Here is a 14,013-nt window from a genome sequence, read left to right on the forward strand (position 1 = left end):
ACTCAGGCGTAGCTTCCGATTCAGATCCGAGGAAGTTAGTCATGGAAGTAACGCGCGCTTTCATCGTTCGTCCCTTCGGCACGCAGGGCGGCATCGATTTCGATCGGGTGGAAAGGGATCTTATTGCGCCTGCGCTGACGGCGGCCGGAATTGAAGGCCGCACCACGCTCGAGATCACACGGCAGGGCAACATTCGGGAGGATATGTTCAGGCTGCTGGTGCTCTCCGATCTGGTGATCGCCGACCTCTCCATCCACAACGCAAATGTGTTCTACGAGCTTGGTATCCGGCACGGTTTGCGCGACCGGCACACCCTGCTGATGCGCGCCAAGGATACGCAGGACAAGTATCCCTTCGATCTTCAGACCGATCGATATGGTCAATACGATCCGGCGGACCCTGCCGCCGCGCTCCCTGGCTTTCTCGAGTCGCTCAGGGCGACGCTTGCCGACACCAACAAAGACAGCCCGGTCTTCAAGTTGCTCCCGCGTCTGACGCCGCACGACCGGGCCGCGCTCATGGTCGTGCCGTTCGATTTCCAGGAAGAGGTCGAGATCGCGCAAAAGGCGGGTCGCGCCGGAGACCTGCGGCTGCTCGCTCAGGAGGTCCGCGGTTTCGAATGGGGAAGCGCGGGATTGCGGATCGTTGGCGACGCGCAATTTCGGATCAAGGCCCTGGCCGGAGCCAAGGAGACGTTCGAACTGCTTCGCGGCCTGGACAGCAACGATTTTCAGGCCAATTACCGTCTGGGCACGATCTATCAGAAGCTGGCGGCCAGGGCCCTTGGTCCCGATTCAAAGCTCGACTGCATCACGCGTTCGGAACAGGCGATCAATCGGGTCCTCGCTCGCACGATGCCGCCGAATGATCGCGATGAGACGCCCAAGGAATCGGCGGAGCGGCGGTTTCACCGCGCCGAAGGACATTCACTGCTGGGAAGCAACGCCAAGACGCGATGGATTGACGATTGGCAGGCCGCGGCGTCCCCCGATGCGCAACGCGAGGCGGCCCTCCGCTCGCCTCATCTTGCCTCCGCCATCCAGCATTATCTCGACGGCTTCGCCGAAGATCTGGACAGCTTCTATGCGGGGATCAACGCGCTTGCGATGCTGACGATCCAGATCGGTCTCGCCAAGGCGCTCCCCGATGTCTGGGCTGAAAGTTTCGATGACGGGGACGCGGCGATCGTCGCTCTCAAGACCAGCGAACGCCGCGCCGGTCGTCTCGCTGCGGCGTTAAACCTGGCCGTCGGCAACGATGACAAGGTGGTGCGGAAGGGCGAGAAATTCGACATCTGGAAGGAGATCAGCCGTGCGGACCTGTCGTTCCTCACGGCCGAGAAGCCGGCACAAGCCGGGACCGCCTATCGAAGAGGCCTGGCAAATGCGGGCCCGTTCGAAATCGACGCGGTGCGGCGCAATCTCCTGCTGTTTCGCGAGCTCGGGGTGCTGTCGGCAAATGTCGAAGCCGCGCTGAGGGAGATGAACCAGGCTGCGCCGGATAAACCCGCGGCGCTGCCCGTGCGGGTCATTCTTTTCACGGGCCATATGCTCGACACGCCCCGCCGGGACAAGAACGACCCGCGTTTTCCCAACACGCCCGAGGCGGTTGCCGCGGCGCGCAAGATGATCGAAAAAGCGGTCAAGGACGAGATGAACGAGAATGGCGGCGTTTCGTTCGGCATCGCGGGCGGGGCTTGTGGCAGCGATATCCTGTTCCACGAGGTCTGCAACGCGCTCAACGTCCCCACGCAGCTCATGCTGGCGCTGCCGGAGGCCCAGTTCCAGGCCGGATCGGTCAATCACGGCGGGGTAGATTGGGTGATGCGATACCAGCAACTCTGCCAGCGCGTGACGCCTCGCGTGCTTGCCGAATCCAAGGATTTGCCGCGCTGGCTCTCCGGCAAAAAGGGTTACGATATCTGGCAGCGGAATAATCTTTGGATGATGTTCAGCGCCCTGGCCGCGCAACCGCGTTACCTGACGCTGGTCGCGCTCTACAATCGCGAGAAGGATCCCGACGGCCCCGGGGGCACGGCCCATCTCGTGAATGTCGCGGCGGACTGGGGATTCAAGACGGTCGAACTCGACGCGCGGCACTTGCTGAAGGCCGGCGGTACGTAAGCGAAGCCAGGCCGCGATTTTGCTTGATCCCTGCCGCTCGGCGGACGTCGAAAACACCGTCATCGCCCTCCGCCCTTACGGTCGAAGCGCAAAAAAAAGTAAGGCGCGACTGGCATCACCACAGTCGCGCCCTACGTCGCCGGCTTATGGGGCAGGGGGGAATAGCCGGCTGTTGAGACGACTCCTGTCTGCGCGAGTCGTTCCATGCCCTGCAAAATATTTTGCGCACGCTGCAGCATTTATCGCACACGGTTAAGTGATCGTAACGGCCAAGAACCCCCGGTCCTCCGCCCGCGTTGTTCCCGCGATCGCCATGGGGCGAGGGATCGACAGCCATGTCACAGATTCATAAGGTATTTTTGGGCGCCGCCGCGATTGTCGCAACGCTCGGCGCGGTGCAATTGGCCTCTGGCCATGATCTGGCCGACCGCTGGCAGGCGGTCGCGGACGTACCCAGCCACAGCTCGAACTACGCGCCAAGCTATAGCGCGAGCCATAACGTCAATCGTGCCGGCAAGGCCGACCGCTTTGCCGAGATCAAGCCGGCCCCGGTACCCACCCGCACTGTCTCAATGCGGCTGAACGACCTCGCCGACACCTCGGTGCTGCTGCGGGTTCCCGCGGTGATCGAGACCGGCAACGCCAAGCCGCCGGTGCTGCTCCAGAACCAGAAGCGGACCCGCAACAAGCCGACGATCGCCTGCGAGCCGATGGTCAGCTCCCTGACCGAGGTCGCAAAGTTGCTTCAGCCCGGCCGTTGCGTGACCTGACCTGATCCGCAGGGCGCCGGACCAGCCGTCCGTCCGCCGAGAGCTGGATCGTTCACGTCCACTTGATCCCGCCTACGCTCGCGTTATATCCCGGGTTTCTTCCCCTTCGTTTTGACCGGGTAAACGCATGACGACGTCAGACACGGCTGTGCATACGCAGCCCTTCCAGGCCGAAGTTTCCGAGCTTTTGCACCTCATGGTGCACTCCGTCTATTCCGAGACCGACATCTTCCTGCGCGAGCTCGTCTCCAACGCGTCGGATGCCTGCGACAAGTTGCGCTACGAGGCGATCGCCAGCCCGGCCCTGCTCGGCGAGGGCGATGCGCTCAAGATCCGCATCATTCCAAACAAGCAGGCCAAGACGCTCACGATCGCCGACAACGGCATCGGCATGGAGCGGCAGGAGCTGATCGATCATCTCGGCACCATCGCCCGCTCCGGCACCAAGGCGTTCGTGTCGAAGCTGAAGGAGGCCAAGGACGGCCTCGGCTTGATCGGCCAGTTCGGCGTCGGCTTCTATTCCGCCTTCATGGTCGCCGAGAAGATCGTCGTGCTAAGCCGCCGCGCCGGCGAGAGCGACGTCTGGACATGGACATCCTCCGGCGGTTCCGGCTTCGAGATCGCCCATGCCAGTGACGAGGAGGCCGCGCGCCTGACGCGCGGCACCGAGATCGTTCTGCACCTCAAGGACGATGCCAAGAAATATCTCGAGACCTACGACATCGAGCGCATCGTCGGTGCCTATTCCGACAATATTCTGTTTCCCATCGAGCTCGTGCCGGAAGAAGGCGAGCCTCGCCAGATCAATTCGGCGAGCGCGCTGTGGCAGCGTTCGAAATCCGAGCTGACCCCGGACGACTACAAGAAGGCCTATCAGCAGATCGCGTCCGCCTTCGACGATCCCGCGATGACGCTGCATTACCGCGCCGAGGGCCGCTACTCCTACGCCGTGCTGCTGTTCGCGCCCTCGACCAAGCCGTTCGACCTGTTCGAGCCGAACCGCAAGGGCCGGGTGAAGCTTTACGTCCGCCGCGTCTTCATCACCGACGACGCCGACCTCTTGCCGGGCTATTTGCGCTTCATCCGAGGCGTCGTCGACAGCGAGGATCTGCCGCTCAACATCTCCCGCGAGATGCTTCAGAACAATCCGCAGCTCGCGCAGATACGCAAGGCGGTGGCGACGCGGGTCGTCTCGGAGCTCGAAAGCCTCGCCGAGAAGGATCCGGACAATTTCGCCAAGATCTGGGACGCGTTCGGCCCGGTGCTGAAGGAAGGCATTTACGAAGACTTCGAACGTCGCGAAAAGCTGCTGGCGCTGTCGCGTTTCACCACGACGTCGGGCGAGAAGCGGTCGCTGAAGCAGGTCATCGCCGATTTCAAGCCGAACCAGACCGAGATCTATTATCTCGTCGGAGACAGCATCGAGCGGCTGAAATCCAATCCGCGGCTCGAGGCCGCGACCGCGCGCGGCATCGAGGTGCTGCTGCTGTCCGATCCGGTCGACGCCTTCTGGACCTCGATGCCCTCGGAGTTCGACGGCAAGCCGCTGAAATCGCTGAGCCAGGGCGATCTCAATCTCGACCTGATTCCGCGCGTCGACGACAAGGACGAGGCGAAGAAGGAGGAGCCGGTCGCCGATGAAGCCGCCACCATCGCGGTGATCAAGGCCGCGCTTGGCGAGCGCGTCAGCGACGTCAAGGCCTCGACGCGCCTCACCAGTTCGGCCTCCTGCCTCGTCGCCGACAGCCAGGGGCCGAGCCGCGAGCTCGAGCGAATCCTGGCGCAGCAAAATCGCGGCATGAAAACCAAGCCGATCCTGGAGATCAATCTGCGCCATCCGATGGTGGGCGCGATCACCAAGGCTCAGGCCGGCTCCAAGGTGGTCGACGATCTCAGCCTGCTCCTGCTCGAACAGGCGCAGATCCTGGACGGCGAGTTGCCGGAGGACCCGGCGGCGTTTGCGGCGAGGTTGAACCGGCTGGTGCTGCAGGGGCTCGGCGGATAGCGCCGCGGCGCACCGCCTCACCTTGCCGTCATCTGTCCCTAGGAACAGTCGCAACCGGCCTGGTGTTATGCCATAGGAGGCCGTCGGCATCAGGTCGCCGACGCCGCCGATTCGAGGATGTGTCCATGCGCCTGTCGATCCTGACCCTCACCGCGATTGCGACGCTGTTCGTCGCGGCAGATGCCAGCGCCCAAACCTATGATCCGCGCTACCCGGTATGCATGCACGTTTACACGCCCGGCGGCGGATTCGGCGGTGGTGGCGGCGACTATTTCGACTGCTCTTTCACCTCGCTGCCGCAGTGCCGCGCCACCGCGTCGGGCCGCTCGGCGAGCTGCGACCTCAACCCCTATTACGCCTTCGACCAGCCGCCGCCGCGCCGGCGCCACAAGAAGGTGCAATAGCGATCCGCGGCGCAGCGTAAAGGAATACTGCTCATGCGCTTCTCGTTCGGCCTGATCATGACCGCCGGCGCACTGCTCACGACCGCGCCGTCGCATGCGCAGACCTTTGATCCGCGTTACCCCGTCTGCATGCACGTTTATTCAGGTGCGAACGGGGGAGGTGGGGAGTGGTACGACTGCTCCTTCACCTCGTTGCCGCAGTGCCGCGCCACCGCTTTCGGTCGTTCCGCGATCTGTGACCTCAATCCGTATTATCCGTTCAATGCAGCGCCGCCGCGCTTCCGTCACAGGCAAACCGGCTAGCGCGGACGGCGCGGCACTCCTGCTTCAGTGCAGTGCTGCCGCCGCTCCTCCCGATCTCCGACGTTTCCACCACCTGCGCCAGAGATTGTCGCGGCACGATCCCCTTGGACTGGTAAGGGATGACTAGCGTTAATCGCGCGCTAACCGTGTTTTACCCCACCTCTTAACACCTGGGCAGGGCGCGCCGGCTAAGCTTGGAGGAACAGCAGCCACGGCCCGAAAGAACGAACGGCATGACGACCGGTGTCATCGAGCAACCGAAAACCGCGCGCGCGCCGTCGGCTTCAAAGATCTGGCTGAAGGCCATTGAGCTCACCGCGCGCATCGAGACCCTGCCAGGCCGCCTGTTCGCCGACGTCGTCGATGATTGGGCGCAGCGCCAGCCCGACCGGGTCGCGCTGCTCACCGATGGCGCAAGTCTCGATTACGCAGGCCTGTCGAAGCGCGTCAATCGCTACGCGCGCTGGGCGCGCTCGCTCGACGTGGCCAAGGGTGATACCGTCGCGTTGATCATGCCGAACGGCATCGACTACCTCGCGGCATGGCTCGGCATCAGCCGGGTCGGCGGGGTGGTCGCGCTCCTCAACACCAAGCTGGTCGGGCAATCGCTCGCGCATTGCATCGACGTCGCCAGGCCCGCTCATATCATCGTGGCGCATGACCTGGCGGAGGTGTTGGAGAGCGCTACGCCACATCTGAAAACGCAGGCCAAGGTGTGGACGCATGGCGATGCCCGCGGCGATCGCGCGATCGACGTCGCGCTGGCGGCGCTGGACGAGGCGCCGTTGTCGCCGGAGGAGCGCTGCGAGGTCACCATCGACGACCGTGCGCTGCTGATCTACACCTCAGGCACCACCGGCCTGCCGAAAGCCGCCAGCATCAGCCACCGCCGCATCCTCAATTGGGGTTTTTGGTTCGCGGGCCTCACCGGCGCCAGCCCGCAAGACCGGCTCTATGATTGCCTGCCGTTGTTCCACTCGGTCGGCGGCATCGTCGCGCCGTGCAGCATGCTCGCTGCCGGCGGCTCGGTGGTGATTGCGGAGAAATTCTCTGCCTCGCATTTCTGGCCCGACATCGTCCGTCACGACTGCACGCTGTTTCAATATATCGGCGAGCTCTGCCGTTATCTGCTCAAGGCGCCGCCGTCGGAATACGAGAACCGTCATCGTCTCCGCCTCGTCTGCGGCAACGGCCTGCGCGGCGACATCTGGGAAGACTTTCAGGCGCGTTTCGCCATTCCCCGCATCCTCGAATTCTATGCGGCGACGGAAGGCAATTTCTCGCTGTTCAACGTCGAGGGCCAGCGAGGGGCGATTGGTCGCATCCCGCCGCTGCTCGCGCATCGCTTCCCTGCCAATCTCGTCAAGCTCGACCCCGACAGCGGCATGCCGCTGCGCAACGAAGAGGGATTTTGCCTCGCCTGCGACCGCGGCGAGGCCGGCGAAGCCATCGGCCGCATCGGCGCCGCCGATGAGGGCGGCGGCCGCTTCGAGGGCTACACCGACGCCGGCGAGACCGAGAAGAAGATTCTTCGCGATGTCTTTGCCAGGGGCGATGCCTGGTTCCGCACCGGCGATCTGATGCGGATCGACGACAAGGGCTTCTTCCATTTCGTCGATCGCATCGGGGACACTTTCCGCTGGAAAGGCGAGAACGTCGCGACCTCGGAGGTGAACGACGCAATGCGAGACTTCACCGGCGTGGTCGATGCGACCACATACGGCGTCAGCATTTCCGGCACCGACGGCCGCGCCGGCATGAGTGCGATCGTCGTCAACGAGGGTTTTGACATTGCCGCGTTGCCCGCACATCTCGCGCAGCGCCTGCCGGCCTATGCATGCCCGGTTTTCATCCGCATCTCCTGCGAGATCGATGCGACCGAGACGTTCAAGCAGAAGAAGGGCGATCTCGTTCGAGAAGGCTTCGATCCCGCCAGGATCTCCGATCCGCTGTTCATGGTGGATTCGAGATCCGGGGCCTACGTCCCGCTGGACGCCGCGGCCTACGCGCGAATCCTGGACGGCTCGATCAGGCTATAGATCGTGTCAAAATCGGCAGATAGGTCCAATTTTATCTGAATTGTCCAAGAAGCCATTTACTTCTCTCGGGTAAACAAGCGGCCATGGGGAGGCGGCCAGCAAGAGCCGCCGCAACACCAACGATAACAAAGCGAGCCAGCCATGTCGGTAAGGTCTAAGGTCATTGAGGCGATCCAGCAGATCGCCAAGGAGCAGCACGTCACGCTTCCCGCTCTTTCGGACGATCTGTCCCTGCACGAGACGGGCTTCGACTCGCTAGCATTCGCCATTCTGGTCGCGCGTCTCGAAGACGACACCGGGGTCGACCCCTTCACCATTTCCGAGGACGCAGCATTCCCCGCCACGGTGGGCGATTTCGTGCGGGCCTACGAAAATGTCCCCGCGTGAGATCTTTGCGCTCCGCGACCATCTCGGCGCGGAGCTGAAGGGCCGCACGATCTCCGATGCGCACGATGTCGTGTCGCTGACCGAGATCCTGTCGCAGACGGTTCTGGGCGGCCGCCTGCGCGAATTGTCGGGCCGCGCCGTGCTGCTCAAGCTATCCGACCAGCTTCGCTCCGGCCTTGCCATGATCGAGCTCGACGGCATCGCTCGTCGCATGCTGCTGTGTCCACCCGATCTCAACCCGGCACATCTCGACGCGCTGATCGCGGATGCCGAGATTGACGCCGTCGTCACCGACGAGCCCGACCGCTGGGCCGACACGGGCATCGCGCTCGTCGTCACCGCACACTTGCCGCTTGAAGCCACCGCGCCGGTCAAGTCCGAACGCGCCACGGAATGGCTGATGCTCACCTCGGGCACGTCGGGCGTACCGAAAATCGCGGGCCATACACTGGAGGCGCTCACCGGGGCGATCGTCGCCGAAGGCCCCGCGCGCGGACCGGCGCCGGTGTGGGCGACATTCTACGACATTCGCCGCTACGGCGGCCTACAAATCTTCCTTCGCGCCGTTCTCTCCGGCGGCTCGATGGTGCTGTCGGACCCGCATGAGGCGCTCGGTGATCACGTCACGCGGCTGAAGGCGCGTGACGTCTCGCACATCTCCGGCACGCCTTCGCATTGGCGCAAGCTCCTGATGAGCGGTTCGGCGACGCAATTCGCCCCTCGCTACGTCCGCCTCTCCGGTGAAATCGCCGACCAGGCGGTGCTCGACGGCCTGAAGGCGGCATTTCCCAATTCCTCTGTCGGTCATGCCTATGCCTCCACCGAAGCCGGTGTCGGCTTCGCCGTGAATGACGGGCTCGAAGGCTTTCCGGCCGACTATCTCGGCAATCGCAACGGTGTCGAGATGAAAGTGGTCGACGGCTCGCTCCGTATCCGTTCGACGCGCACCGCGCATGCCTATGTCGGCCGCAATGCCGCCGCGCTCACCGATGACGACGGATTTGTCGACAGCGGCGACATCGTCGAGCTGCGCGGTGAGCGCTACTATTTTGTCGGCCGCCGCGGCGGCATCATCAATATCGGTGGGCTGAAGGTCCACCCCGAAGAGATCGAGGCGGTGATCAACCGCCATCCCGACGTGCGGATGTCTCGGGCCAAGTCGCGGAAGAGCCCGATCACCGGCGGCATCGTGGTTGCCGACGTGATCCTCGCGGACGGCGCCGATCCCGCGCGTGCGAAAGAGATCCGCGACCAGATCCTGGATCGGTGCCGCGCGCAGCTTGCCTCGCACAAGGTGCCGGCGGTGATCCGCTTCGTCGAGGCGCTCGATGTCACCCCGGCCGGAAAATTGGCGCGAACCGATGCATAATAACGTTCTCGTCACTGGCGGCAGTCGCGGTATTGGTCTTTCGATCGGCAGACGCCTCGCTGGCGCCGGTTACAACGTGATCGCGGCGGCGCGGCGTGAGAGCGAAGAGCTTAAGGCTGCGATTGCCGGGTCCGACGGGCGGCTGCATTTCCGCGCCTGCGACCTCGCCGTGATCGACGCGATTCCGGCTTTTGCAAAACTGGTGCGCGACGAATTCGGCCCGGTCTACGGCCTCGTCAACAATGCCGGCCTCGGCACCGAAGGCCTGCTCGCCACCATGCATAATTCCGAGATCGAGGCGCTGGTGCAGCTCAACGTGCTGTCGCCGATCGTCCTCACCAAATATGTCGCGCGCCAGATGATGGCGGACGGCGCCGGCCGCATCATCAACATTTCCTCGATCATTGCGACGACCGGCTATAACGGCCTGTCTGTCTATGGCGCGACCAAGGCCGCTGCCACCGGTTTCACCCGTTCGCTGGCGCGCGAGGTCGGCAAGGTCGGCATCACCGTGAACGCGATCGCGCCCGGCTTCATCGACACCGAACTCACGCACAATCTTTCCGACGAGGGGCGCAAGCGCATCGCCGGGCGCAGCGCGCTGCGCCGCCTGCCGGAGACGGATGACGTCGCGCGCATGGTGGAATACCTGCTCGGCGAGGGCGGCCGCAATGTCACCGGGACCGTGTTCACGGTCGATGCCGGGAATACGGCATAAGCGGAACCCTGCGATCATAATTGCGTTGATCCGGCACAATGACATTCAGCCGGATTTGGTCGTAAGATGCCCCGCAATCGATTGGGTTACGTCAATCGATCTGCCCTAATCGACAGGGAGCAGTCCATGGCCATTCCAAACATGACCGCTTCAAATCAGGGCCGGACGGAGCAATCCTGTGCGAAGCTGGATGATGTCCACTGCCCGCCGATGACGCATCAGAATTCCGGCGGTCACGGCCATGAAATGTACCCGCAGCAATTCGTGCGCCTGGTCGGCTGCCACGACGCCTCTCTCGATAGCCTGCGCAAGCGTCAGGACGAGAAGCTGCACTAGCTTGCTCAGGACCGGTGCTTCGGCAAGTCCTTCGGCAGGTCAACTCGTTCGTGTGAAAATTCCGGCGGCCCTTCGATGAGCCGGCGGATGCGACGCTCGCGTTCGTCGGCCGGCAATGCGGGATCGAGCAGTGCCTCAATCTCGTGGACCGCGATCTCTTCGATCCTGGTGGCGTCCGAGGCGATCGAGTGCCCCGTCGCGGGGACCGGCGGCGCGATCTTCAGACCCAGCTCGATCAGCTTGCAGATTGCATCCGAGCGGGTCAGGCGGTGGGCTTCGGCCCAGGCATCGACGGCCTCCGTCAGTCTTTCGGGCAGCTTAACTGCGCTGACCGGGTCGATGCCGGTGCGCCGGCGGACCGGAGAGGTGGAGTCCTTGTTGCCGAAATCGGACACCGCGATCATCCCATGCAACCCTTGGAGCCGAGCAACGATAGCCGCACTCCCCGGCCGGTCGTTTGATGCCGATCAATGACTCCGCTGCAGGATTGCAACGCGGTCGCATCTTGTTGTTCGGGCCTGTTTCGGCCAATGATCGAAAGGGGCCGCCGGCCGGCGAACCCGGATCGATTCTGCCCCGTATTTGTTTCGCATTCCAACCATCCAGCATCCCCGATGACCTCAGGCGAATCCTTCTATGGCGGCATTCCCGTCTTCCGCGGCTTCACCAGCCTGATGGACCCTGCGCTCTATGCGCCGCTGCCGGACGACTGGAGTATCGGCGTTGCCGATATCGTCGATTCCACCAAGGCGATCGCGGCACAGCGCTACAAGGCGGTGAATATGGCCGGCGCCGCCGTGATCGCGGCGGTGACGAACGCGCTGGAGGGACGCGAATTCCCCTTCGTGTTTGGCGGCGACGGCGCCAGCTTTGCGGTCGCGCCTCACGATCTCGGACCTGCCCGCGAGGCGCTGGCTGCAACCGCGACCTGGGTGCGGGAGGATCTCGATCTGACGATGCGCGTCGCGCTGGTGCCGGTCAGCGCCATTCGAGCGCATGGCCTCGACGTGCGCGTCGCGCGCTTCGGTCCCTCGGCAAATCTGTCCTACGCAATGTTCTCCGGCGGCGGCCTCGCCTGGGCCGACGCTGCGATGAAGCGCGGGGAGTTTGCCGTCCCCGAAGCGCCGGCGGGCACGCAGCCCGATCTCTCGGGCCTGTCCTGCCGCTTCGAGGTGATCCCGGCCTCACGTGGGCTGATCCTGTCGGTGCTGGTGATGCCCGCTCGCGGCGTCGATCCGCATGCTTTTCGCAAGGTGATCGAGGACGTCATCCACCTCGTCGAACGCAGCCCGGACGGTGCGCGCCCGGTGCCGCCGCAGGGGCCGCCGCTGAAATGGCCGCCGCAGGGGCTGGACTTCGAGGCCCGTACCAAGCGCGGCGGTCCGCTGCTCGCGCGCCGCGCCAGCGTGCTGGCCTACACGCTGTTCGTTTACCTGATCATGCGCTTCGACCTTAACGTCGGCGGCTTCGTGCCAAACGTCTACAAGCGTCAGGTGGTCGAGAACTCGGACTTCAGGAAGTATGATGACGGCCTGCGCATGATCCTCGATTGTACGCCGGAGCTCGAACGCGCCCTCAACGATCGTCTGACAGCAGCCGCGCGCGAGGGCATCGTGCGCTATGGCCTTTATCAGCAGGACGCCGCCATGATGACCTGCTTCACGCCCTCGGCGCTGCGCAGCGATCACGTCCACTTCATCGATGGCGCGCGGGGCGGCTACGCCTCGGCTGCGACCGCGCTGAAGGCGATGATGGCGTAGAGCGAATCTCGTGCCCCGGACAGAGCGCAGCACGGAGTGATGCGCTGCTGAGCCGGGGCCCGCTTCTCCGTATCGTACGATCCTGTTTGTGGGTCCCGGCTCAGCGCAGCTTCACTGCGTGCCGCAGCGCGTCCGGAACACGAGATATGGCTCAACGCCCCGCGCGCGTCCAGGTCTCGCCGCCGCAGAGCGCTCCGACGCAGCCTTCGACCCGCAGCGAATCCGCCGAGGTTACCGTGACGCTGCTCGCATAGCTGCTGCCATCGTCGGCGTTGTAGATCTGGCCCGACCATTTGTTCGGACCCGATGGCTGCATGCCGCTGAACAACGGCAGGCCGATCATCGGTCGCCTGGCGAGCGCCGGATTGGGATTCTTGCTGTCGGTGGCGGGCTGGCCGGTCGCGGTGTCGTAGGGTTCACGCAGCCAGACGATGTGGCCACAGATGCCGTCGCCGCACTTGATGACCTTCACGCGCGCATCGCCCGCCTGGGTCAGCCATGTCCCGTCGGCGTTCTGCGCACAAGCGGCAGATGCGCCAAGCAGCGTGGCGAGGAGGACGATGAGAGCAGCGAATCTGGAAGTCATGGAGAGGGCCCCGAAAAATGGAGCGCCTCCATAGCAGGCCGGCGGGATAGTGCAACGCTGGCAGGAATCAAATTCCTGCGTTCATTTCTCTGCGCTTGCTTACCTGCGCTCATTTGCCCCAGCGCGCGACGGCGACCGAGGCCGCAGTCGACAGGCCGAACACGACCATGGCACCCCCGACCAGCGCGAACAACGTCCAGGCCGGCGCCTGCGCCATCATCAGGCCGATGCCGCCGATCGCAACGATCAGAAGCCGCGCGGTGGAAGCGAGCACGGGGCCGCCGACGTGCGTCGCGCCTTGCGAGGAGAAGTAGAGCGACACACCTATGCCGAAGAACACGAAGGCCGGGCCGGCCCAATGGAAATAGCTGTAGGCGGCGGCGGTGACGGCGGGATCCCGTGTGAAGAGCGCGACCCATAGCGAGGGATAGATCGCGATGACAAGCCCGACCAGGCCAACCGTAAGTCCGGAGGCCGCAGCTGCAGTCCAGGCCACGCGCCGCGCGCGTTTCACGCGTCCCGCGCCCATCGCCACGCCGACCATCGGCACCGAGGCGATGCCAAAGGCGAAGGTGATCGGGATCAGCAGAAATTCCAGCCGAGAGCCGATGCCGTAACCGGCCAGCATCTCGGTGCCGAAGGTCGCGAGGATCTTCGTGAAGACCAGAATGGTGAGCACGGTTTGCAGCGGCGACAAACAGGCCACCGCGCCGACTTTGAGAATGTCCAGGAACATCGCGCGCTCGAAATGAAACGCGCGAAGGTTCAGCGGAAGTCGGCTGCGGCCGGACGCGAGATACCAGAGGAGGAAGATCGCAGCGAAGCTGAACGCGATCAACTGGCCGCTCGCGACGCCGGGCATGCCGAACTGCTTCACGCCGAACAGACCTAGCCCCAGCGTGCCGCCGAGCGCGATCTGGAGCACGCCCGCCGCAATCAGCGTCATCGAGGGCAAGCGCATGTCGCCGGTGCCGCGGATCACCGAGGCCAGCGTGTTGACGAGCCAGATCGCGACCGCCCCGGAGAACAGCACTTGCGAATAGCCGCTGGCCTCCTCGAGCACCCGCCCGTGGCCGCCGAGCAGGGCGAAGAATGAGCGGCCGAAGACGAGCATCATCACCGTGAAGAAAAGCCCGCCGCAGAAGCCGATGATGGCGGCATGCAGCGCCAGCGTCGCGGCGCGGTCCCGATCGCCTGCGCCGAGCGCGCGGCT

The 14,013-nt window shown here is 64.2% G+C and carries 14 protein-coding genes; 11 read left to right on the top strand and 3 right to left on the bottom strand.

The annotated features are described in order from the left end of the window. The first annotated feature begins 203 nt into the window (after positions 1–203). The 10 genes from MOV74_RS05980 to MOV74_RS06025 all read left to right on the top strand — a co-directional run bounded on the left by MOV74_RS05980 (position 204) and on the right by MOV74_RS06025 (position 10,454). Positions 204–2,123 carry a tetratricopeptide repeat-containing protein gene (locus MOV74_RS05980; RefSeq protein ID WP_246919003.1) on the top strand — a complete coding sequence of 640 codons (1,920 nt, stop codon included), beginning with the start codon at positions 204–206 and terminating at the stop codon, positions 2,121–2,123. A 335-nt stretch (positions 2,124–2,458) separates the two neighbouring features. Further along, a complete protein-coding gene (locus MOV74_RS05985) occupies positions 2,459–2,893 on the top strand; it encodes a hypothetical protein (protein ID WP_246919004.1) in 435 nt (144 codons plus the stop codon). Between the two features lie 127 nt (positions 2,894–3,020). Continuing rightward, a complete protein-coding gene (gene htpG, locus MOV74_RS05990; protein WP_246919005.1) occupies positions 3,021–4,898 on the top strand; it encodes a molecular chaperone HtpG in 1,878 nt (625 codons plus the stop codon). Between the two features lie 125 nt (positions 4,899–5,023). Further along, the gene (locus MOV74_RS05995; protein WP_246919006.1) at positions 5,024–5,302 is read left to right on the top strand and encodes a DUF3551 domain-containing protein; all 279 of its coding nucleotides are present in this window, start codon (positions 5,024–5,026) and stop codon (positions 5,300–5,302) included. A 33-nt stretch (positions 5,303–5,335) separates the two neighbouring features. Next, the gene (locus MOV74_RS06000; protein ID WP_246919007.1) at positions 5,336–5,605 is read left to right on the top strand and encodes a DUF3551 domain-containing protein; all 270 of its coding nucleotides are present in this window, start codon (positions 5,336–5,338) and stop codon (positions 5,603–5,605) included. A 233-nt stretch (positions 5,606–5,838) separates the two neighbouring features. Next, positions 5,839–7,644, top strand: a complete 1,806-nt coding sequence (locus tag MOV74_RS06005) for a long-chain-acyl-CoA synthetase (protein ID WP_246919008.1) — start codon at positions 5,839–5,841, stop codon at positions 7,642–7,644. Positions 7,645–7,785: 141 nt separating this feature from the next. Further along, positions 7,786–8,031 carry an acyl carrier protein gene (locus tag MOV74_RS06010; protein WP_246919009.1) on the top strand — a complete coding sequence of 82 codons (246 nt, stop codon included), beginning with the start codon at positions 7,786–7,788 and terminating at the stop codon, positions 8,029–8,031. Beyond that, a complete protein-coding gene (locus MOV74_RS06015; protein WP_246919010.1) occupies positions 8,018–9,400 on the top strand; it encodes a class I adenylate-forming enzyme family protein in 1,383 nt (460 codons plus the stop codon). The genes MOV74_RS06010 and MOV74_RS06015 overlap by 14 nt, the downstream gene beginning before the upstream one ends. Next, entirely contained in the window at positions 9,393–10,118 is a 726-nt protein-coding gene (locus tag MOV74_RS06020) for an SDR family NAD(P)-dependent oxidoreductase (RefSeq protein ID WP_246919011.1), read from the top strand. Before MOV74_RS06015 ends, MOV74_RS06020 begins: the two co-directional genes overlap by 8 nt. Positions 10,119–10,244: 126 nt before the next feature. Continuing rightward, positions 10,245–10,454: a hypothetical protein gene (locus tag MOV74_RS06025; RefSeq protein ID WP_246919012.1), complete on the top strand. Its 210-nt coding sequence runs from the start codon at positions 10,245–10,247 to the stop codon at positions 10,452–10,454. A 5-nt stretch (positions 10,455–10,459) separates the two neighbouring features. Here MOV74_RS06025 and MOV74_RS06030 read toward each other — a convergent pair whose 3' ends face one another. Beyond that, positions 10,460–10,858 carry a hypothetical protein gene (locus tag MOV74_RS06030; protein ID WP_246919013.1) on the bottom strand — a complete coding sequence of 133 codons (399 nt, stop codon included), beginning with the start codon at positions 10,856–10,858 and terminating at the stop codon, positions 10,460–10,462. Between the two features lie 210 nt (positions 10,859–11,068). On the opposite strand from MOV74_RS06030, the gene MOV74_RS06035 reads away from it, so the two are divergent. After that, positions 11,069–12,214 (top strand): DUF3095 domain-containing protein, encoded by a 1,146-nt coding sequence (locus MOV74_RS06035; protein WP_246919014.1) that lies wholly within the window; start codon positions 11,069–11,071, stop codon positions 12,212–12,214. Positions 12,215–12,365: 151 nt separating this feature from the next. Here MOV74_RS06035 and MOV74_RS06040 read toward each other — a convergent pair whose 3' ends face one another. Beyond that, positions 12,366–12,800: a DUF2147 domain-containing protein gene (locus MOV74_RS06040; RefSeq protein WP_246919015.1), complete on the bottom strand. Its 435-nt coding sequence runs from the start codon at positions 12,798–12,800 to the stop codon at positions 12,366–12,368. 109 nt (positions 12,801–12,909) lie between these two features. Beyond that, on the bottom strand, positions 12,910–14,013 hold a 1,104-nt coding region (locus MOV74_RS06045), incomplete at its 5' end, for an MATE family efflux transporter (RefSeq protein ID WP_246919016.1).

The sequence above is a fragment of the Bradyrhizobium sp. SHOUNA76 genome, from assembly GCF_023006445.1.
In the GTDB taxonomy this organism is placed as follows: domain Bacteria; phylum Pseudomonadota; class Alphaproteobacteria; order Rhizobiales; family Xanthobacteraceae; genus Bradyrhizobium.

Bases quoted from the DNA above. Each gene is read 5' to 3' on its own strand.
- MOV74_RS06025 (WP_246919012.1), top strand. From the start codon at position 10,245: ATGGCCATTCCAAACATGACCGCTTCAAATCAGGGCCGGACGGAGCAA.
- MOV74_RS05995 (WP_246919006.1), top strand. From the start codon at position 5,024: ATGCGCCTGTCGATCCTGACCCTCACCGCGATTGCGACGCTGTTCGTC.
- MOV74_RS06040 (WP_246919015.1), bottom strand. From the start codon at position 12,800: ATGACTTCCAGATTCGCTGCTCTCATCGTCCTCCTCGCCACGCTGCTT.
- MOV74_RS06030 (WP_246919013.1), bottom strand. From the start codon at position 10,858: ATGATCGCGGTGTCCGATTTCGGCAACAAGGACTCCACCTCTCCGGTC.
- MOV74_RS06015 (WP_246919010.1), top strand. From the start codon at position 8,018: ATGTCCCCGCGTGAGATCTTTGCGCTCCGCGACCATCTCGGCGCGGAG.
- htpG (WP_246919005.1), top strand. From the start codon at position 3,021: ATGACGACGTCAGACACGGCTGTGCATACGCAGCCCTTCCAGGCCGAA.
- MOV74_RS06010 (WP_246919009.1), top strand. From the start codon at position 7,786: ATGTCGGTAAGGTCTAAGGTCATTGAGGCGATCCAGCAGATCGCCAAG.
- MOV74_RS05985 (WP_246919004.1), top strand. From the start codon at position 2,459: ATGTCACAGATTCATAAGGTATTTTTGGGCGCCGCCGCGATTGTCGCA.
- MOV74_RS05980 (WP_246919003.1), top strand. From the start codon at position 204: ATGTTCAGGCTGCTGGTGCTCTCCGATCTGGTGATCGCCGACCTCTCC.
- MOV74_RS06005 (WP_246919008.1), top strand. From the start codon at position 5,839: ATGACGACCGGTGTCATCGAGCAACCGAAAACCGCGCGCGCGCCGTCG.
- MOV74_RS06000 (WP_246919007.1), top strand. From the start codon at position 5,336: ATGCGCTTCTCGTTCGGCCTGATCATGACCGCCGGCGCACTGCTCACG.
- MOV74_RS06035 (WP_246919014.1), top strand. From the start codon at position 11,069: ATGACCTCAGGCGAATCCTTCTATGGCGGCATTCCCGTCTTCCGCGGC.
- MOV74_RS06020 (WP_246919011.1), top strand. From the start codon at position 9,393: ATGCATAATAACGTTCTCGTCACTGGCGGCAGTCGCGGTATTGGTCTT.